Genomic DNA, 19728 nt, shown 5'->3' on the forward strand with positions numbered 1-19728 from the left:
AATCAGGCAGTTATTCGAGGTGCCCCAGGGTAACCCGTTCATGGCCGCCCATGTCTTGCACGCTTTCAACGCTTTGATAGCCCGCCAGCTTTAGCGCTTGGCGCACACTGGGAGCCTGCTGATAGCCGTGCTCCAGCGCCAGCCAGCCGCCGGGCGAGAGAAACGCCTGCGCGGTGGTAATCAAGTGCAGCAGATCCGCCATACCGTCGGCCTCGGCCACCAGCGCCGAGCGTGGCTCAAAGCGCACATCGCCTTGGCCCAAATGCGGGTCATCGGCGGCAATATAGGGCGGATTACTGACAATGATCTCAAATGTTGAACCAGGTGAAGACGCACTAGGAGAAGAAAGCGTGAAAGCGCTGAACCAATCGCTGACCAGGAACGTAGCGTTAGTGATATTAAGTGTACGGGCATTGTCAACCGCCAGCGCCACCGCCTCTGGGCGAACATCCACCCCGACCACCTGCCAATCCGGCTTTTCACTGGCAAAGGCCAGCGCGATGGCCCCGGTGCCCGTACCCAGGTCAAGCAGCCTTCCTGTTGGCGTGCCTGCTCGCGCTAGCGCGGCCTCTACTAGCGTTTCGGTATCGGGACGGGGAATCAGCGTGGTAGACGAGGTAGCCAGCGGCAGCCCCCAAAACTCACGCTCTCCGGTTAAATAGGCCACCGGCTGGCCCTGGGCGCGGGCGGCAATTAGCGCGTCAAAGCGGGCATGCTCCCAAGTCGGGCATTCGCTATCGCCCCAGGTATAGAGCCATGTGCGGCTGCGGCCAGTAGCGAACTCCATCAGCACCTCGGCATCTACGCGAGGCGACGGCGAACCTGCCAGCTGCAGCCGCTGGGCGGCGCTCTTCAGCAAAGCGTCGAACGTCATTAAGCGTCCTGCAGCGCCGAAAGCTGTTCCGCTTGGTACTCATGAATCAGCGGCTCGATCACGTCGTCCAACTGCTCACCGCTCACTACTTCGGTCAGCTTATACAGCGTCAGGTTAATGCGGTGATCGGTAATGCGCCCCTGAGGGAAGTTGTAAGTGCGGATACGCTCACTGCGGTCACCAGACCCTACCAGCGAGCGGCGGGCATCGGCCTGCTCCTGGCGCTGGGAATCCACCGCGTTACGCTTGAGCTTGGCGGCAAGCAGCGACATCGCTTTGGCGCGGTTCTTATGCTGGCTACGCTCTTCCTGACACTCCACCACCACGCCGGTAGGCAGGTGGGTAATACGGATCGCGGAATCTGTGGTGTTAACGTGCTGACCACCGGCACCGCTTGAACGGTAGGTATCAACCCGCAAATCCGCAGGGTTAATATCAATATCCCCCACTTCATCCACTTCAGGCATCACCGCAACGGTACAAGCGGAGGTGTGGATTCGGCCCTGGGATTCGGTCGCCGGTACGCGCTGTACCCGATGAGCGCCAGACTCGAACTTGAGGCGGGCATAGACGCCGTCGCCCTTCACGCGGGAAATGACTTCTTTATAACCGCCCTGCTCGCCGTGGCTAGCGCTAACAATTTCTACGCGCCAGCCGCGCTTTTCCGCATAGCGGGAGTACATGCGGAAGAGATCACCCGCAAAGATGGCCGCTTCATCACCACCCGTGCCCGCGCGCACTTCCAAAAAGACACCGCGACCGTCGTCCGGGTCTTTCGGAATCAACAGGCGCTTGAGCTCAACGTCGAGAGTCTCCAACTGCTCGCGACCATCGAGGATTTCCATCTCCGCCAACTCGCGCATCTCCGGGTCACTGTCGCGGCTTAGCTGCTCGGCTTCGGCAATGCTGTTTTCCACCTCAAGGTAGCGCTTCCAGGCGGCGACCAGTTCTTCCAGCTCCGAGTACTCGCGAGAGTAGTCGCGAAAGCGCTGCTGATTGTTGATCACCTCAGGATCGGACAGCAGCATGGCCAGCTCTTCAAACCGGTCGGAGAAGCTGTCTAAACGTTGACGCAAAGTCTCTTTCATGCGGGCGTATCATCCTTCTGGCGTTTTGCCGGGGGCGCAGGCTGCTCAAAGGCGGGCTTCGGCGGTAGCAGCAGGCGCGGCGCGGCGCTAAGCAAATCGTGGTTTTCCTGAGAGGCCGCTTCGCGAATGGTGAGCGTTGGCTGATGCATTAGGCGGCTGGCTAGCTGATGCGCTAGGCGCTCAACCACTTTTACCGGGTCTTCGCCTTTTGCCAAACGCTCAAGCGCCTGATCCCGCGCCTGGTCGCGCAACGCCTCACCGTGGCGGCGATAGTCGCGAATTACCTCACCGCCATTACGAATACGCCGCTCATGCTGCCAGCTACCCACGCCGTGCTCAATGAGCGACTCGGCCTGGTCGGCTGCCACTTGGCGGTGGCGACGATTCTCTTCGATCACCTCTTCCAGGTCATCGACGGTATACAGGAACACATCCGCCAGCTCACCCACTTCTGGCTCGATGTCCCGCGGTACGGCGATATCGACCATAAACACGGGACGATGGCGACGCTTCTTCAGCGCCCGTTCGACCATCCCTTTGCCCAATATAGGCAGCGGCGATGCGGTAGAGGAGATAACGATATCGGCATGCTCTAAGGCATCAGGAATCTCAGGCAGCGTAATCGCCGTACCGCCCAGCGACGATGAAACCTGCTCGGCGCGCTCCCGGGTACGGTTCGCCACGGTGAGCTGACGTACCCCAGCTTCATGCAGATGGCGGGCCACTAGTTCGATGGTCTCACCGGCCCCAATCAGTAACGCGTTGGCGCGGCTGAAATCATCGAAAATGCGGCTGGCCATGCTGACGGCAGCATAGGCGACGGACACCGGGTTTTTACCGATGCCGGTTTCGGTGCGTACCTGCTTGGCCACGGCGAAGGTGTGCTGAAAAAGACGCTCCAGCTCGCCACCCAGGCCCTTGGCCTGACGCGCTTGCTGATAAGCATCTTTTAACTGGCCCAGTATTTGCGGCTCACCCAACACCATGGAGTCCAGCCCCACAGCCACGCGCATCAAATGACGAGCAGCGTCGTTGTCGTGGTAGTGGTAGGCGCAGCGGGAGAGCTCTTCAACGCGTAAATTATGAAAACGACCCAGCCAGTCCAGCACAGTCTGCTCACCGGCGGTATCCGTCACACAGTAGAGTTCCGTGCGATTACACGTCGAAAGCACCGCCGCTTCGCTAATGTGTGGCAGGCTACGCAGTTCAGCCAACGCGCTTTCCAGCTGCGTCGGCGTAAAGGCCACCTGCTCACGCACAGCCACGGTGGCAGTACGATGATTGATTCCCAGGGCAAGAAGCGTCATGGGTTATGCGTCTTCGCTAGTGGATCGGTCGTCACGTCACTGTCGGTCATGGTTTCTTGGCTTGTTGATACAAGTCTAAGAGAGCAGCTCATCAAGTGAATTGCGCTGGCTCGGCTCTTTTTCAAGGTGGAACATTCTATCACAGCCGAGCATCTTCTGGCGCACACCACTTTGCCGCAGGCAGCCAAGCCGCTATGCTGAACACTCGGCCACTTGATCGAGATACGCATGCCCCATCGCGCAACACTACTGGGTATTCCCCGTTCGTTTTCGGGTTTTCCACTTTTGCCCTTGGCCGCCACGCTGATACTGAGCGGCTGCCAGCTGTCACCCTCTCTTTTTGACGGTGAAACCAACGCTCATGTTGAAGACCCAATGGTGAAGGCACCGCCTATTACCAGCGGGCTGGATGCCGCTGGGTTACGTACCCTGCTAACCGCAGAGCTGGCCGGACAACGCGGCGATTACCGCTATGCGGGCCAGGGATATCTTGAGGCCGCCCAGCGCTACACGTCACCAGGGCTGGCCGAACGGGCCACGTTCGCCGCACGCTTTGGTAATGATGCCGCACTAATGGAAGCCGCCGCGCTGCGCTGGCGTGAATTAGACCCTCGGGCAGAAACACCCAACCGCCTGCTTGCCTCACTATCACTCCAACGGGGCGACTGGCTGGATAGCCTAGAGCAGCGGCTAGCCATTGCTGAATCAGGCGGCAATGGTGAAATTGCCCCCTTCGCTGAAATCGCCGTCGCCGAAGAGGCACCGCTTAACCTGTTAGCACAGCAGCTACGCAGCTATCTTTCACAGCCGGAGGTTTCCCAGCGCGAGTTTCACAGCGATGTGCTGCTGGGTACCGCCCTGATCGAAGCTGCCCTGGGAGAAACGCAAACCGCCCAGCGCTATTTAGATGAAGTAGAACAGCAAGAGCCAGAGTCAGCCGCCCTGTGGCTAGCTAAAGCACGCCTTGCTCTGGAAACTGGCGACCACCGCGGCGCACAGCAGGCAGCCCAGCAAGGCCTTAGCCTAGCGCCTGACGACGTGCGCTTTATCTTAATGCTGGCCCAAGCAGAAATACGCCTCAACAACATTACCGCCGCCGAAGTGCAAACCAATGCTCTATTAGAGAGCCACGGTGGCAACCAGGATTTACGCATTGCCTTGGCGCAGCTCTATTTAGAAGAAGGGCACAGCGAGCCTGCCTACCGGCTGCTGCAGCCGCTCATTAGTCAAGAGAACATACCCAACATTGCCTACTTCTTATTAGGTGCTATTGCCCAATCCCAGGGAGAGGTCGACAACGCCCTCCTCTACTACCGCCAAGTGTATGAAGGTGATGAATTTTTAGCCGCCAGGTCGGCGGCGGCTCGCATGCTCATTGAGGATGATCGTTTACTCGACGCCCGCGCTTTTCTACGCATTGAGCGCATGCGCCACGACGCCTATTTCGGTGACCTAGTAAGGTTAGAAGTGCAACTGCTGGACGAGTTGTCGCTTCAAGAAGATGCCACCGCCCTGCTGGATCGGGAAATTACCCGCACCCCAGATGACACTAGCCTGCTGTACCTTCGCGCCATGCGCGCCTGGGAGATGGGCGACTTAACAGGCATGGAGCGGGACTTACGGCAAATCTTACGCACCGAGCCCAACAATGCTGACGCGCTAAATGCCCTAGGTTACACGCTCGCTGACCTTAACTTACCCGGAAGACTAGAAGAAGCTCGTGAGCTTATTGAGCGTGCCTACGAAGCGGACCCAGATAACCCGGCGGTATTAGACAGCATGGGCTGGGTGTATTTCCGCCTCGGCAAACCCAACGATGCGCTGGCATGGCTAGAAAGCGCCTACGCGCAGATGCCCGACCAAGAAATTGCCGCGCACTTAGCCGAGGTGCTTCATTCACTAGGACGCAGTGACGAAGCGCGCCTGCTGATTGCACGCATTCTGCAACGAACCACTTACCATCCTCACATTGATGATTTACTTGAGCGTTACCCTGAACTTACGCCACCCAGCGCGCCCTAAGGCTTACTTCTTTACCGTTGCTAGTTTTTACCCTTAATAGACAGCACTGACATGGAGCCAGTTATGTTGACTTCTTTTTTGAACAGCGCGCCAGTGAGCACCTCTTCCGCATCACTCTATCGTTCTGCCCGCCTATGGGTGGCCGCCCTGGCGGTGGCTACCCTTGCCGGGTGTGCCAGCCAAGCGCCGATGGATGAAGGCGGCCGCCAAGCCGGCCAGTGGGAGCGCCAACAGGCAGATGTGGAAGCGTTCGAGAGCTGGATCCTGGTCGGCAAAGCGGGCCTACGCACTCCAGAAGAGGACACCAGCGCCAACCTGGATTGGAACCAAACCCCCTACTACTTCCGCATGCTGATTAGCGGCCCCTTTGGCGGAGGTCGCAGCGTACTGGAAGGCCGCGAGGGTCGCTTCTCACTGACCACCAGTGAAGGCCGTTTTGAAGCAGAAACCCCGGAAGCCTTAATGGAAGAGCAGCTTGGCTGGTCGTTGCCAGTGCGCGCCATGCCTGACTGGGTGCGCGGCCTGCCCGGCGACCACGCCAGCTACCAGCTCGAAACTGACGAACTCGGCTTCCCGAGCCACCTCCAACAAGATGGCTGGGAAATTGACTACCGTGACTGGGAGCAGGCTGAAGGTATGTGGCTACCGCGCCGTCTGGTCATGAACTACGGCGATGTACGCATTACCCTGGTAGTTAATCAGTGGCAGGCCTCCGAATAGAGCGCTCGGGCTGGCAAGCGCCGGCCTTCTTTCATACGTTTACATACGTTTAGCCAATAGAGAACCGGCATGCCCGCAACACCCCGCACACTCACTCTACCCGCCCCGGCCAAGTTAAACCGCATGCTGCATATTGTGGGCCGCCGTCAAGACGGCTACCACGAACTGCAGACGCTGTTTCAGATTATCGACCTCTACGATTATCTAAGCTTCAACCTGCGCCAAGACGGCGTTATCGAACTGACCACATCGATGGATGGTGTAGCGCACGATGACAACCTTATTGTGCGTGCAGCAAAGCGGTTGCAGCAGGCCAGCGGCACCCACCTTGGTACTTCTATATCAATTGAGAAGCACCTGCCCATGGGCGGCGGCCTGGGTGGCGGCAGCTCCAACGCGGCCACCGTACTTAAAGGACTCAATCAGCTCTGGCAGCTTGGGCTCAGCGATGCCACCCTAGCAGAGCTGGGCTTAGCGCTAGGTGCCGATGTACCCGTCTTCGTTTTAGGCAAAAGCGCCTGGGCCGAAGGCGTGGGCGAGAAATTAACGCCCGCGACCCTCGACACCCCGTGGTTTGTGGTCATCCACCCAGGCATTAGCGTCTCAACCCCCGCAATCTTCCAAGACCCGGAATTGACACGCGACAGCCTCCCCATTACTATGGCGCGCGCACTGCAGGGGGGAGTGGCCGAGTGGCGTAATGACTGCGAAGCTACCGTCAAAAAACGCTACCCGCGTATCGCGGAAGCACTTGACTGGCTCGCGCAGCACGCACCTAGTCGGCTGACGGGCACTGGCGCCTGTTTGTTTGCAGCTTTTGAGTCACAAGAGGCTGCGCAAACGGTGGCTGAACTGGCTAATCAGCGCTGGCAAGCATGGGTCGCGCGCGGACTTAACACCTCTCCCCTACAAGATGCTCTGGGCTGCTGAAAGCGCCCGGTCATCGCATTAGGTTATTGCTGGGGTATCGCCAAGTGGTAAGGCACCGGTTTTTGGTATCGGCATTCCCAGGTTCGAATCCTGGTACCCCAGCCAATTCTAATGTTGATCTGCGTTTTCTCCCCTGATCCCCAACACTGCAAAGGTGGCTGCGCGTGTCAAAATTGATGGTTTTCACCGGGAACGCCAATCCCGAACTCGCTCAAAAGATTGCCGAGAGCTTAGACAGCCGTATGGGTAACGCCACGGTGGGTCAATTTAGCGACGGCGAAATCGCGGTCGAGATCAATGAGAACGTGCGTGGTAAGGATGTCTTCATCCTGCAATCCACCTGTGCCCCGACGAACGACAACCTGATGGAACTGATCCTGATGGTCGACGCTCTGCGTCGCGCCTCGGCTGCCCGTATTACGGCAGTGGTTCCCTACTTTGGTTATGCCCGCCAGGACCGTCGTGTACGCTCCGCCCGCGTTCCCATCTCAGCAAAAGTTGTGGCGGATATGATGGTGAAAGCAGGCGTTGATCGCGTAATGACCATGGACCTGCACGCCGACCAAATTCAAGGTTTCTTCGACGTACCGGTTGATAACGTGTACGGCTCACCGATCCTGCTGGACGACATCGAGCGTCAAAACTACGACGATCTCGTGGTTGTTTCCCCCGATGTTGGCGGCGTTGTGCGTGCCCGTGCCATCGCCAAACAGCTGAATGCTGATTTGGCTATCATTGACAAGCGTCGCCCCCAGGCCAACCAAGCCCAGGTGATGCACATTATCGGTGAAATCGAAGGCCGCACTTGTGTGGTCGTCGATGACATGATTGATACCGCTGGCACACTGTGTAAAGCCGGTGAAGCGCTGAAAGACCACGGCGCTGCGCGCGTCGTCGCGTATGCTACGCATCCGATTTTGTCCGGCCCTGCGGTCGACAACATCACCAACTCTGTACTGGACGAGGTTGTCGTGACCGACACCATTCCGCTCGCCGACCATGCGCGTCGTAGCGGAAAGATTCGCCAGTTGAGCGTTGCTGGCTTGATTGCGGAAGCGATTCGCCGCGTCAGCAACGAAGAATCCGTCAGCGCGATGTTCCACTAACGCCTGACGTTATAAGCCCCCAACTGGGGCCCTGGAAACGTCGTCGTCTGGTCGCGGACGGCGGCGTTTCCTTACTTAAACCAAGAGGCAAATTCCATGTCTGATTTTATCCTGCAAGCCAGCGTTCGTAACGACCTGGGGAAAGGTGCGAGCCGCCGCCTGCGTCGTGCGAACCAACAAGTACCGGCCGTTGTATACGGCGGTGAGAAAGGTGCTCAGTCTATCTCTGTAGAAAAAACTGCTTTCTACAAAGCGATTGAAGACGAGGCCTTCTTCTCCTCTGTCATCAAACTGGTGATCGACGGTAAAGAAGAGCAAGTGGTTGTTCGTGACCTGCAGCGTCACCCGTTCAAGCCACTGCTGACCCACGCTGACTTCCTGCGTGTTGATGCTACTCACGAAATCACCATGAACGTGCCGCTGCACGTGGTGAACGAAGAGAAGTGTGTAGGTATCAAAGACCAAGGCGGCGAACTGCACGTCCTGGCTAACGAAGTCGCCATCAGCTGCTTGCCGAAAGACCTTCCGGACTTCCTGGAAGTGGACATCAGCAACGTTGAGCTGGGTACTACCCTGCACCTGTCTGACCTGACCCTGCCGGCTGGCGTCACTTCTGTTGACCTGTCCCACGGTGAAGAGCACGACAACGCCATTCTGAGCATCACCAAAGTGAAAGTACGTGGCGGTGACGAAGAAGAAGGCGAAGGCGACGCAGAAGCCAGCGCCGAGTAAGCCTTGCTAAAGGTGCTGCCAGCGTATGCTGACCAGTGCCGCCTGGGCCATGCCCGCATGGCCCAAGGATGTTAAAATCAAGCGCTTCGGCGCTTGATTTTTTTTTGCAGCGTGGCGCTACCCTGCTTATCTGCAAAGCAGCTGCCAGTGAGTCAACGACATATCTTCCAGAACCGTTGGAGGTGGGAAAATGAGCCAGGTAACGGCCATTATAGGACTGGGCAACCCAGGCGCAGAATACGACGCCACCCGCCATAATGCGGGCTTTTGGCTAGTGGACGCCATTGCACGCAGCGCCCACACCGAACTGCGTCCTGAGAAAAAGTTTTTAGGGTTATACGCCAAAGCCCGCGTGGGTGACCATGAGCTGCACCTGCTCAACCCCACCACCTTTATGAACCGCAGCGGTGCGGCTGTGGCAGCGCTAACCCAGTTTTTTAAGCTTACCCCAGACAACCTACTGGTCGCTCACGATGAGCTTGACCTCCCCCCTGGGCAGTCACGCTATAAAACCGGCGGCGGGCACGGCGGCCACAACGGGCTGAGGGATATTATCAGCGCCCTTGGCAACCAAAATCAGTTTCATCGGCTGCGGATTGGCATCGGCCATCCCGGCGAGGCGCGCCAAGTAGTGAACTATGTACTAGGCCGCCCTGGCAAAGCCGAACAAGAAGCCATTGAGCGCTCATTGGATGAGTGCCTAGCCACGCTTCCGCTTGCGCTTTCCGGCGACTGGGCTAAAGCCATGAACCGCCTACATAGCGTAAAATAGCAGCACGTTTTCAGCACACATTCTCTACGCGTTACGCACGCGCTTTTTTCACACTTGGCAGGCGCTTTATTGGTAGCGCCGCCCTAGCGGCCAGGAAGTTACTTATGGGCTTTAACTGCGGTATTGTCGGCCTACCCAACGTAGGCAAATCCACGCTGTTCAATGCGTTGACGAAGTCAGGGATTGATGCAGAGAACTTCCCGTTCTGCACCATCGAACCCAACGTTGGCATCGTCCCGATGCCAGACCCACGCCTGGATGCGCTAGCGGCCATCGTAAAGCCTGAGAAAGTGCTGCCCACCACCATGGAGTTTGTGGATATCGCAGGCCTCGTGGCGGGTGCCTCCAAAGGTGAAGGCCTGGGTAATAAGTTCCTGGCCAACATTCGTGAAACCCAAGCCATTGCCCACGTGGTGCGCTGCTTCGATAACGACAACGTGATCCACGTCGCCAACCAAGTAGATCCCCGCGCCGACATCGAGACCATCAATCTTGAGCTCGCCTTGGCCGACCTAGACACCGTCGAGAAAGCCAGCCAGCGCCTACTGCGCTCAGTGAAAGGCGGTGATAAAGACGCCATTGCCACCAAAGCCGTGCTGGACAAAATCCTGCCGCATCTTGCCGAAGGCCAGCCGCTGCGCAGCTTTGGCCTGGATGACGACGAAAAACGTCAGGTAAAAAGCTTTGGCTTTTTGACCCTCAAGCCCACTATGTACATTGCTAACGTCAATGAAGATGGCTTTGAGAACAACCCCTACCTGGATATCGTCAAAGAGATCGCCGCCGAAGAAGGTGCAGTCGTCGTACCGGTGTGCAACCAGTTAGAAGCCGAAATTGCCGAACTCGAAGATGAAGAGCGCAGCATGTTCCTCTCCGAAATGGGCATGGAAGAGCCGGGCTTAGACCGCGTAATTCGCGCGGGCTACGCCCTGCTTGGCCTGCAAACCTACTTCACCGCCGGTGTGAAAGAGGTGCGCGCCTGGACCGTGAAACAGGGCGCTAGCGCACCCGAGGCCGCCGGTGTGATTCACACCGATTTCCAAAAAGGCTTTATCCGCGCTGAAGTCATCGCCTATGACGACTACATCACGCTGGGCGGCGAGCAAGGTGCCAAAGATAACGGCAAATGGCGCTTGGAAGGTAAAGACTACATCGTCAAAGATGGCGACGTGATCCACTTCCGCTTCAATGTATAAGCGAGAAAAGAAACAAATGCTTGACGGGCGGCGTACCCCTGGGTAATATTTGCACCCGTTGAACGGCTACGTAGCTCAGCTGGTTAGAGCACATCACTCATAATGATGGGGTCCCCTGTTCAAATCAGGGCGTAGCCACCAACACCGAATACCGCTAGCAATAGCAGAAGCCCGCTGACTCAGTCAGCGGGCTTTTTCGTTTCTAGACTTTTCTTGGTTAGCTCAGGAGAGCGTCGGGCGGTTCAGGAACACCGTCAGCGCCCGCGTCAGGTAATCCACATCTCGCGTACCGGACGTTTCACGAATCGAGTGCATCGCCCACTGGGGCAACCCGACGTCGATGGTCGGCACGCCCACTTCCGTGGCGGTAATCGGCCCTATGGTGCTGCCACAGCCCATATCCGCCCGTGTGACGAACGACTGTACGGGCACATCTGCTTCGCGACACACGTCCCGGAACAGCGCGCCGGTGACGCTATTGGTGGCGTAGCGCTGGCTGGCGTTCACCTTGATCACCGGGCCGCCGTTAATGGCCGGACCGTGGCGTTCATCGTGTTTGTCGCGGAAGTTTGGATGCAGCGCGTGGGCGTTATCGCAGGAAATCATCAGCGACGATTGAATCAGCTGGATCAACGACTCCTCGCTGCCACCGCCCACCTGGGCATTCAAGCGTTTCAGCACGTCGCCTAAAAACGGCCCTTGGGCACCACAGGCGCTGGCACTACCTACCTCTTCATGGTCGTTTGCCACCAGCAGCGCGCCCTGGCTACCATCGCTTTCCAGCAGCGCTTCCAGGCCCACGAAGCACGACAGTAGGTTATCCAGCCGCGCGCTGGCCAGCAGCTCCTTGCGCAGCCCGACCAGTGATGGCGGCTGAACGTCGTAAAAACCCAACTCGAAATCCACCACCTCGACCGCGCGTAGGCCATGCTGCTCTTCCAGCCACTGCCCCAGCAGTTCGTGCAGCTTGGCGGTATCGCTCTGCATCAGCACCGGCGCCATCTGTGTTTGCGGATTGATCGAGCGCCCCGCATTTACATCGCGGTCCATATGGATCGCCAAGCTCGGAATCATCGCAATCGGACGCGCCACGTTGAGCAGCACGCTCTCCAAGCGACCATCGGCATGGCGCACGTGAACGCGGCCCGCCAAGCCCAAATCTCGGTCAAACCAGGGGGCCAACAGCACGCCGCCGTAAACCTGCACGCCCAACTGCAGCCAACCTGCTGAATATTGGGTGGCGTTGGGCTTCAAGCGCAGCCCTGGACTATCGGTGTGAGCACCCAGCATGCGCAGGCTGGTCACCTTGCCAGCGGGCAGCTGAAACGCGATCACCGACGAGTCGTTGCGCGTCACGTAGTAACGCTTTCCTGGCGACAATTGCCAGTTCGCGGTCTCTTCCAGGCGCGCAAAGCCCGCCTGCTCCAAACGCTCGACCATGCGTTGAGTCGCATGCCATGGCGTGGGCGACTGCTGCAGAAAATCGCACAGCCGCGTTAAACGTTCCGCGTTGAAAGCCTCGGACATGGAATTCCTCATAACAGTAATGATTGAGTCTCACAGGGGAAATGACCTGCTACAATGCTCCCTCGGCCTACGCAACTCATAGGCTGACTGCGGGTCTAGGGAAGAATGAGTGTACACAAATCCGGGAGAGCTTGACTGATGAGCTTGTTTGCAACGCTTTCGCGCTCGGTCGCCCTTGCCGTAATGCTGGTGATCACCAGCCCGGCAGCGCTGGCGCAACTTGCGCCGACCGACGAACAACGCCAAGCGGCGGTGGAAATTGCGGAAGCCCTCCGCTATGGCCATTATGCCGATATTGATTTCGACGAACAGTGGTCACAGGAAGCTTTCCAGCGCTATCTGGACATTCTTGATGGTCAGCGCAGCTACTTACTGAACCGTGACATCGAACCCTATCGCCACCTCGAAGACGACATGGCCGACGCGCTGTTCGACGGCGACCTAGACGATGCGTTTGCGCTTTACAACCGTCTCAGCGAGCGGCACACCAACCGCTTGGAATGGCTGCTTGCCAAATTGGACGACGGTTTATCGTTGGAGTTCGATAGCAACGAACGCTTGGAAGTCAACCGCGAAGACGCCCCCTGGGCCAGCCGCGAAAGCGAGCTGGATGAGCTATGGCGCAAACGGCTGAAAAACGACGCCCTGACCCTCGCCCTCACCGACCAAGACGCAGAGCAGATCGAAGACAACCTGCGCCAACGTTATGAAGGCCAGCTTTCGCGGTTACGCCAAACGGAATCGGAAGATGTCTTTGGGCTGCTGATGGCGGCTGTCTCCGGCACCATCGACCCGCATACCGGCTACCTCTCTCCTCGCCAAGGCGAATCTTTTGACATTCAAATGAGCCTCTCGCTGGAGGGCATAGGCGCGCTACTGCAATCCGACGGCGAGTACGTCAAGGTCTCTAGCCTCGTACCCGGCGGCCCCGCGGATCGCGCTGGAGTGCTCGAACCCGCTGACCGCATCATTGCGGTAGGCCAGGAAGAGGGAGAGATGGTCAACGTGGTGGGCATGCGCCTGGATAACGTCGTCGACCTGATTCGCGGCCCGAAAGGCTCCGTGGTCCGCCTGGACGTGGTGCCGGCCCAGGCGGTGGATATGACCCGCTCGCAAATCGTGGAAATCACCCGTGACACCGTCAGCCTGGAAGATCAAGCCGCCCACAGCGAAGTGATCGAAGTGATGCGTGACGGCGAGCCACACCGCATCGGCGTCATCAATGTGCCCACTTTCTACGTGGACTTCGACGCCTGGCAGGCCGGTGAAGAAGAGTACCGCAGCACTACCCGCGACGTGGCCCGTGAAATCGACAACCTCAAAAAAGAGGGTGTTGAAGGCATCGTGCTGGACCTGCGCAATAACGGCGGCGGCGCGCTGCAAGAAGCCAACTCGCTAATCGGCCTGTTTATTGACCGTGGCCCCACCGTGCAAGTACGCGACGCCCAGGGCCGCATTCAGCTGTACGGCGACACCGAAGCAGGCACCGTGTACGACGGCCCGCTCACCGTGCTGGTGAACCGCCTTTCGGCCTCGGCGTCTGAAATCTTCGCCGGTGCCATTCAGGATTACGGCCGCGGCATTGTGGTGGGCGCGTCTACCTTTGGCAAAGGCACCGTTCAAACCCTCAACGAGCTTAGCCACGGCCAGATCAAGCTCACCCGCGCCAAGTTCTACCGTATCTCTGGCGACAGCACCCAGAACCGCGGCGTAGAGCCGGACATCACCTTCCCCAGCCTGATTGACCCGGAACGGATTGGTGAGAGCAGCCTGGACAACGCGCTGGCCTGGGACACCGTGCAAAACGTTCAGTACCGCCGCTACGGAGAGCCGGAACGTGTACTGCCGACGCTGATTACTCGCCATGAAGAGCGCGCCAAAGAGAACCCCAACTTCCGCTACCTGGAGCGCCAATCCACGCTGGCTCGCCAGCTACGTGAACAGCACACCAGCGTCAGCCTGAACCGGGAGCAGCGCCAACGCGAGCTAGAAGCCCAAGAAGCCGAACAGCTCTCACTGGAAAACCAGCGCCGCCGCGCCCTGGGGCTGCCTGAACTGGAAGAGTGGATGGATGCGCGTAGCGACGGCACCACCCCGACAGAAGACGCTGAAGTAGAAAGCGAAGGCGAAACGGAAGGCAACGAAGAAGAAGTGCCGGTCGACCGTGCGCACGTACTCGAGGCCGCCGAAGTGCTGCTTGACTATGTACACCTGCAAAACCAGCAGCGCATGGCCAAGCGTTAAGGCCTAACCTAGCCTAAATACGAAGACGCCAGCCCTCGGGCTGGCGTTTTTGTGTGTGCTGACTAAATCATAACCGCTAGCAGAGCGCGGCACGGCGCGCTGGGCGATCCCCCATACGCGCCAAACGCTGCGTCAGCGCGTTAAGCTGCACGGCACTCCCCTGCGCAGCGGATTCAATAATCGACTGCGCCCAGGCAGGTAGCTGCGGCGCTAAACGGTAATAGACCCACTGCCCTTCCCGCTGGTCCATCAGCAGGCCGCACTGGCGCAGCTGCGCCAAATGGCGCGACACCTTGGGCTGAGACTCCTCCAGCGCATAGGTCATCTCACACACGCACAGCGACTGCTCTTTAGCAATCAGCAGCACCAGCATCAGCCGCGTTTCATCACTCAAACACTTAAAGACCTGCAGCGCCTGCAGGCTAGCCGCTTCTCCCACGACACCTTCCCACGCCATGAATTGGAAACATAGTGTACGCCATACGATAGGCAGGCGTTAAGAAGGCACGGACAGCTAACAAATACACACGTAAAAACACCCAAGATGCCAGGTGGCAACGGGCGATAAAATCATTCAGATAGGAAAGGTGATACGCCAATGGCTCCCCGAGCAGGACTCGAACCTGCGACCCAATGATTAACAGTCATTTGCTCTACCAACTGAGCTATCGGGGAACAACAGAAAATCTTTAGCAGAACAGCAGCTTGGCTCCTCGAGCAGGACTCGAACCTGCGACCCAATGATTAACAGTCATTTGCTCTACCAACTGAGCTATCGAGGAACATCATTTGCTGTTGCGTTTGAACCAGAGCCTATCACTTATTAACACTTACTTAAAGCAATCTAAGCAATTGTACTAACAAGTGTTTTGGCTCCTCGAGCAGGACTCGAACCTGCGACCCAATGATTAACAGTCATTTGCTCTACCAACTGAGCTATCGAGGAACTGCTCAAACACGGTGCGTAGTATACTGATAGAAACGCGCGGGTCAAGTCTCGATTACGGGGGAATGCCTAGCCCCTGGTTTCGTGTATCCGTATAATGCAGGCATTCAACGGCCGCACCAATCGCTGCCCAACCGTTATTTCATTCATCCCTCGTCTCCCCCGACGACCCATAGATGACAGGTACCGATGGCGAAGAAGCTCTTCATCAAAACGCACGGCTGCCAAATGAACGAGTACGACTCCTCGCGTATGGCGGACCTACTCGGCGAATCTCACCAGCTGGAGCTAACCGATAACGAGAAGGAAGCAGATGTGATTCTGCTGAACACCTGCTCGATTCGTGAAAAAGCTCAGGATAAGGTCTACCACCAGTTAGGCCGCTGGAAAAAGCTCAAAGACGCCAATCCGGACCTTGTGATTGGCGTGGGCGGCTGCGTGGCCAGCCAAGAAGGTGAAGCGCTGCGTAAACGCGCTCCTTTCGTAGATATGATTTTTGGCCCGCAAACCCTGCACCGGGTGCCAAAGATGCTCGACGCCCGTGCCAATAATCAAATTGCGGCGGTGGACGTCACTTTCCCGGAAATCGAGAAGTTCGACCACCTGCCGCAACCCAAATCTGATGGTGCCACAGCGTTTGTGTCGATCATGGAAGGCTGCTCTAAGTACTGCACCTTCTGCGTGGTGCCCTACACTCGCGGTGAAGAAGTCTCCCGCCCGTTTGAAGCGGTGATGGATGAAGTCATGCACTTAGCCGACCAGGGCGTGCGTGAAATCAACCTGCTGGGCCAGAACGTGAACGCCTACCGAGGCGACAACGAAGACGGCGACGAGATTGACCTTGCCGAGCTAATCGCCTGCATCGCAGCGGTGGATGGCATCGACCGTATTCGCTTCACCACCTCTCACCCGGTGGAGTTTACGGATAGCTTGGTAGACGCCTATGCGGATATTCCTGAGCTGGTAAGCCACCTGCACCTGCCGGTACAGTCTGGCTCTGACCGTATTCTGAGCGCCATGAAGCGCGGCCACACGGCGGAAGAGTACATCGAGAAGATGGAACGTATCCGCGCTAACCGCCCGGATATCAGTTTCTCCTCTGACTTTATTGTCGGCTTCCCCGGTGAAACAGAAGAGGATTTCGAAGCCACGATGAACCTGATCCACCGTATCGGTTTCGATCACTCGTTCAGCTTTGTTTACTCGGCGCGCCCCGGCACCCCTGCTTCCGGCTTGCCAGACGACACCCCTGAAAGCGTGAAGAAGCAGCGCTTGGCTATTCTGCAAGAGCGCATCCTTCAGCAGGCCGCTCAGATTAGCCGCCGTATGGTGGGCACTACTCAGCGCATTCTGGTGACCGGGTTTTCTCCGAAAGACCCCGGCCAGCTTTCTGGGCGTACCGAGAACAACCGCGTGGTGAACTTCCGCGCTGCCAATCCTACCGAGTTAATCGGCTACTTTGTCGATGTAGAGATCACCGAAGCGCTGCCCAATTCGCTGCGCGCTGAACTCGCCTCTGCCGAGCGTTATTGATCGCTTGCTTATCGTAGGTAATTGCCCCGGCACCGCCGGGGCAGTAAGCTGAGTCTCACACACATCAACTGACGGGTTTCTTACTCTTGAGCCAGCCATCACCTCAGGCCAATCGCATTATCACCCTAAGCCTTGAACCCAATGACCCGCAGCGTCTCGCTAGCCTCTGCGGCCAACAGGACGAGCATCTAAAGCTGATTGAGAGCCGCCTGGATGTGACGTTACGCAACCGTGGCAACGTATTTCAGCTGGCCGGTGCCGCTAACCGTATTAAAGCGGCGGCTAACGTGCTGGAACACCTTTACCGTGAAACCGCCGCCGACGAGCTATCGGCGGATACCGTGCATCTGTTCCTCCAAGAATCCGGGCTTGAAGCCCTGGAAGAGGAAGACGATGGCGAAGGCGGTAGCGATGAAGTCATCATGCGCACGCCGCGCACTATGATTAAGCCACGCGGGCTGAATCAGCAACGCTACGTGCAGAGCATTCGCGAGCACGATATCAACTTCGGCATTGGGCCAGCGGGTACCGGTAAAACCTACCTGGCCGTGGCCGCTGCGGTAGAAGCGCTCAATCAGCAAGAAGTGCGCCGCATTCTGCTGGTGCGCCCAGCGGTAGAAGCCGGTGAGAAACTCGGCTTCTTGCCGGGCGACCTTGCTCAAAAAATCGACCCCTACCTGCGCCCGCTGTACGACGCTCTGTATGAAATGATCGGTTTTGAGCAGGTGGCGAAGCTGATCGAGCGTCAGGTGATCGAGATTGCTCCGCTGGCCTATATGCGTGGCCGTACGCTGAACAACTCCTACATCATTCTGGATGAGAGCCAGAACACCACGCCGGAGCAGATGAAAATGTTCCTGACGCGGATTGGTTTTGGTTCCACCGCCGTGATTACCGGGGATATTACCCAGGTCGACTTACCGCGCGGGCAGCGTTCAGGCCTCTCGCAAGTGCTCGACGTGCTCAAAGATACGCCAGGAATCGGCGTGACCCACTTTGCCGCGAAAGATGTGGTGCGCCACCCGCTGGTTCAGCGCATCATCGAAGCCTACGACGAGTTTGAATCCGAGCAGGAAGTGCAAGAGCGCGCCCGCCGTGAAGCACGCCAGCAAGAGCGTGAAGCGCGTATGCAGGCGTTAGAGCGCAATAGCGAACGTTCGGGAGAAGCCTAACGATGAGCGACATCATAATCGACCGGCAAGCGGCGATTGATGAGCCACTGCTACCCTCGCTTGAACAGCTCACCCATTGGGTGGGCTGTGTCTTTTCTCGCCACCCGAATGATGACCGCCTAGAGCTCACCATTCGTTTTGTGGATGAAGAAGAGAGCCAGGCGCTTAACCGCGACTACCGGGAAAAAGATAAGCCCACCAACGTGCTCTCTTTCCCGTTTGAAAACCCACCCGGCATTACCCTGCCGCTGCTGGGCGACCTGATTATTTGCCATGCCGTAGTCGCACGTGAAGCCGAAGAGCAGCAGAAGCCGCTGGCCCACCACTATGCCCACATGGTCGTACACGGCACCCTGCACCTGATGGGGTACGACCATATCGAAGAGCAGGAAGCCGAAGAGATGGAGCAGCTAGAACGCGAGCTGCTGGCCACCCTTAATATTCCTGATCCTTATCACGTGTAAGCTGCTACCTTGAGCCAAACGTACGTTTAGGGTGGTGTCTGCTGTCACTCAGTGATAAAACGGTCACTTGAAGCGTGGTCACCCATTCGTGACCGCTTCTCCGTACAATATTTTCCGAACTACCTTTTCCGTAACATTCTGTCCGTAACTGAGAGAGATTTGACGCAATGAGCGAAGACCGATCGAGCAACCCTAATCAAAAATCATGGCTCGAGAAACTCTTTAGCGCCCTTTCCGGAGACAATGACGAACCCAGCTCGCGAGACGAGCTGATGACGTTTTTACGCCACACCGCAGGGAAACTGAAGCTGGATCAAGACGCCATCATGATTATTGAGGGCGCGCTTGAGATCAGCGATCAGCAAGTGCGTGAAATCTTGATCCCACGCTCTCAGGTATCGGCGATTACCCTCGACCAAACGTGGGATGACTACCTACCGTTGATCCAAGAGACCGGCCATTCACGCTACCCGGTGGTGGGCGAAAACCTGGACGACGTAAAAGGCATCCTGCTGGTCAAAGACCTGCTGCCGCTACTGTCGCAATCGCAAGAGAGCCGCGATGCGTTCAAGCTGGAAGACGTGCTGCGCCCTGCCATGTTTATTCCTGAGTCAAAGCGTTTGAACACGCTGCTCAAAGAGTTCCGCGAAACCCATAACCATATGGCGATCGTGGTGGATGAGTATGGCGGCACAGCGGGCATCATCACCATTGAAGATATTCTTGAGCAGATTGTCGGGGATATCGAAGATGAGCACGATACTGATGAAGAGGACGATATCCGCACGCTGGAGAACGGCCACTTCGCGATTCGCGCCCTCACCCCGATTGAAGATTTCAACGAGCGCTTTGGCACCGAATTCTCTGATGACGAATTCGATACGGTGGGCGGCCTTGTGATGCAGCAGTTTGGTCATCTGCCAGGCCGAGGCGAGCACACCAGCTTAGGCGGCTGGCGGTTTGTGATTCTGAACGCCGATAACCGCCGGATACGTCTACTTGAGGCCTATCGCGATAGCGAACCTACGGAAGACGAAAGCCAAGACGACTAGCCTGTCGCCCTCACCTTGCCTACCTCACACTGTTGATAGGATA

17 protein-coding genes and 5 tRNA genes are annotated in these 19728 nt (G+C 57.6%); 14 read left to right on the plus strand and 8 right to left on the minus strand.

The genetic code is table 11. From position 1 onward, the window contains the following. Positions 1-10: 10 nt before the first annotated feature. Genes prmC through hemA form a run of 3 tightly spaced genes read right to left on the minus strand, consistent with a single transcriptional unit; the run spans position 11 to position 3269 of the window. A complete protein-coding gene (gene prmC / locus L1249_RS07475; protein ID WP_228168690.1) occupies positions 11-874 on the minus strand; it encodes a peptide chain release factor N(5)-glutamine methyltransferase in 864 nt (287 codons plus the stop codon). Further along, positions 874-1962 (minus strand): peptide chain release factor 1, encoded by a 1089-nt coding sequence (gene prfA / locus L1249_RS07480; protein ID WP_058577618.1) that lies wholly within the window; start codon positions 1960-1962, stop codon positions 874-876. The genes prmC and prfA overlap by 1 nt, the downstream gene beginning before the upstream one ends. Beyond that, the gene (hemA, locus tag L1249_RS07485; protein ID WP_228168689.1) at positions 1959-3269 is read right to left on the minus strand and encodes a glutamyl-tRNA reductase; all 1311 of its coding nucleotides are present in this window, start codon (positions 3267-3269) and stop codon (positions 1959-1961) included. The genes prfA and hemA overlap by 4 nt, the downstream gene beginning before the upstream one ends. A gap of 228 nt (positions 3270-3497) precedes the next feature. On the opposite strand from hemA, the gene L1249_RS07490 reads away from it, so the two are divergent. The 9 genes from L1249_RS07490 to L1249_RS07530 all read left to right on the plus strand — a co-directional run bounded on the left by L1249_RS07490 (position 3498) and on the right by L1249_RS07530 (position 10888). After that, the gene (locus tag L1249_RS07490; protein ID WP_228168688.1) at positions 3498-5291 is read left to right on the plus strand and encodes a tetratricopeptide repeat protein; all 1794 of its coding nucleotides are present in this window, start codon (positions 3498-3500) and stop codon (positions 5289-5291) included. A gap of 63 nt (positions 5292-5354) precedes the next feature. Beyond that, a complete protein-coding gene (gene lolB / locus L1249_RS07495; RefSeq protein ID WP_228168687.1) occupies positions 5355-6011 on the plus strand; it encodes a lipoprotein insertase outer membrane protein LolB in 657 nt (218 codons plus the stop codon). A gap of 69 nt (positions 6012-6080) precedes the next feature. Continuing rightward, positions 6081-6941: a 4-(cytidine 5'-diphospho)-2-C-methyl-D-erythritol kinase gene (gene ispE, locus L1249_RS07500; RefSeq protein ID WP_228168686.1), complete on the plus strand. Its 861-nt coding sequence runs from the start codon at positions 6081-6083 to the stop codon at positions 6939-6941. A gap of 30 nt (positions 6942-6971) precedes the next feature. Then, a tRNA-Gln gene (locus L1249_RS07505) sits at positions 6972-7046 on the plus strand. Positions 7047-7105: 59 nt separating this feature from the next. Continuing rightward, positions 7106-8047 carry a ribose-phosphate pyrophosphokinase gene (locus L1249_RS07510; protein ID WP_172416021.1) on the plus strand — a complete coding sequence of 314 codons (942 nt, stop codon included), beginning with the start codon at positions 7106-7108 and terminating at the stop codon, positions 8045-8047. A gap of 96 nt (positions 8048-8143) precedes the next feature. Further along, complete coding sequence (locus tag L1249_RS07515) at positions 8144-8779, plus strand: 50S ribosomal protein L25/general stress protein Ctc (RefSeq protein ID WP_044628228.1); 636 nt, start codon at positions 8144-8146, stop codon at positions 8777-8779. A 190-nt stretch (positions 8780-8969) separates the two neighbouring features. Next, entirely contained in the window at positions 8970-9551 is a 582-nt protein-coding gene (gene pth / locus L1249_RS07520; protein ID WP_054644979.1) for an aminoacyl-tRNA hydrolase, read from the plus strand. A 104-nt stretch (positions 9552-9655) separates the two neighbouring features. Beyond that, a complete protein-coding gene (gene ychF / locus L1249_RS07525; RefSeq protein ID WP_058577613.1) occupies positions 9656-10747 on the plus strand; it encodes a redox-regulated ATPase YchF in 1092 nt (363 codons plus the stop codon). A 64-nt stretch (positions 10748-10811) separates the two neighbouring features. Beyond that, positions 10812-10888, plus strand: a tRNA-Met gene (locus L1249_RS07530). 81 nt (positions 10889-10969) lie between these two features. Here L1249_RS07530 and L1249_RS07535 read toward each other — a convergent pair. Further along, complete coding sequence (locus L1249_RS07535; protein WP_172416020.1) at positions 10970-12274, minus strand: M18 family aminopeptidase; 1305 nt, start codon at positions 12272-12274, stop codon at positions 10970-10972. Positions 12275-12412: 138 nt separating this feature from the next. Here L1249_RS07535 and L1249_RS07540 point away from each other — a divergent pair, with 138 nt between their 5' ends. Then, the gene (locus L1249_RS07540) at positions 12413-14518 is read left to right on the plus strand and encodes a carboxy terminal-processing peptidase (protein WP_058577611.1); all 2106 of its coding nucleotides are present in this window, start codon (positions 12413-12415) and stop codon (positions 14516-14518) included. Positions 14519-14594: 76 nt separating this feature from the next. Here L1249_RS07540 and L1249_RS07545 read toward each other — a convergent pair whose 3' ends face one another. The 4 genes from L1249_RS07545 to L1249_RS07560 all read right to left on the minus strand — a co-directional run bounded on the left by L1249_RS07545 (position 14595) and on the right by L1249_RS07560 (position 15464). Beyond that, positions 14595-14975: a metalloregulator ArsR/SmtB family transcription factor gene (locus L1249_RS07545; RefSeq protein WP_172416019.1), complete on the minus strand. Its 381-nt coding sequence runs from the start codon at positions 14973-14975 to the stop codon at positions 14595-14597. Positions 14976-15117: 142 nt separating this feature from the next. Then, positions 15118-15193, minus strand: a tRNA-Asn gene (locus tag L1249_RS07550). A gap of 31 nt (positions 15194-15224) precedes the next feature. Beyond that, positions 15225-15300 (minus strand) — tRNA-Asn (locus L1249_RS07555). 88 nt (positions 15301-15388) lie between these two features. Then, positions 15389-15464: transfer RNA gene (locus tag L1249_RS07560), tRNA-Asn, on the minus strand. Positions 15465-15653: 189 nt separating this feature from the next. Here L1249_RS07560 and miaB point away from each other — a divergent pair. From miaB to L1249_RS07580, 4 genes are all read left to right on the plus strand, one after another. Next, complete coding sequence (miaB, locus tag L1249_RS07565) at positions 15654-16997, plus strand: tRNA (N6-isopentenyl adenosine(37)-C2)-methylthiotransferase MiaB (protein WP_044628233.1); 1344 nt, start codon at positions 15654-15656, stop codon at positions 16995-16997. A gap of 86 nt (positions 16998-17083) precedes the next feature. Then, entirely contained in the window at positions 17084-18169 is a 1086-nt protein-coding gene (locus tag L1249_RS07570; RefSeq protein WP_044628234.1) for a PhoH family protein, read from the plus strand. Positions 18170-18171: 2 nt separating this feature from the next. Continuing rightward, the gene (gene ybeY / locus L1249_RS07575) at positions 18172-18633 is read left to right on the plus strand and encodes an rRNA maturation RNase YbeY (RefSeq protein ID WP_058577565.1); all 462 of its coding nucleotides are present in this window, start codon (positions 18172-18174) and stop codon (positions 18631-18633) included. Positions 18634-18800: 167 nt separating this feature from the next. After that, entirely contained in the window at positions 18801-19685 is an 885-nt protein-coding gene (locus tag L1249_RS07580; RefSeq protein ID WP_058577564.1) for an HlyC/CorC family transporter, read from the plus strand. Positions 19686-19728 lie beyond the last annotated feature (43 nt).

Source organism: Halomonas sp. Cn5-12, from assembly GCF_021532545.1.
Lineage (GTDB): Bacteria > Pseudomonadota > Gammaproteobacteria > Pseudomonadales > Halomonadaceae > Vreelandella > Vreelandella aquamarina.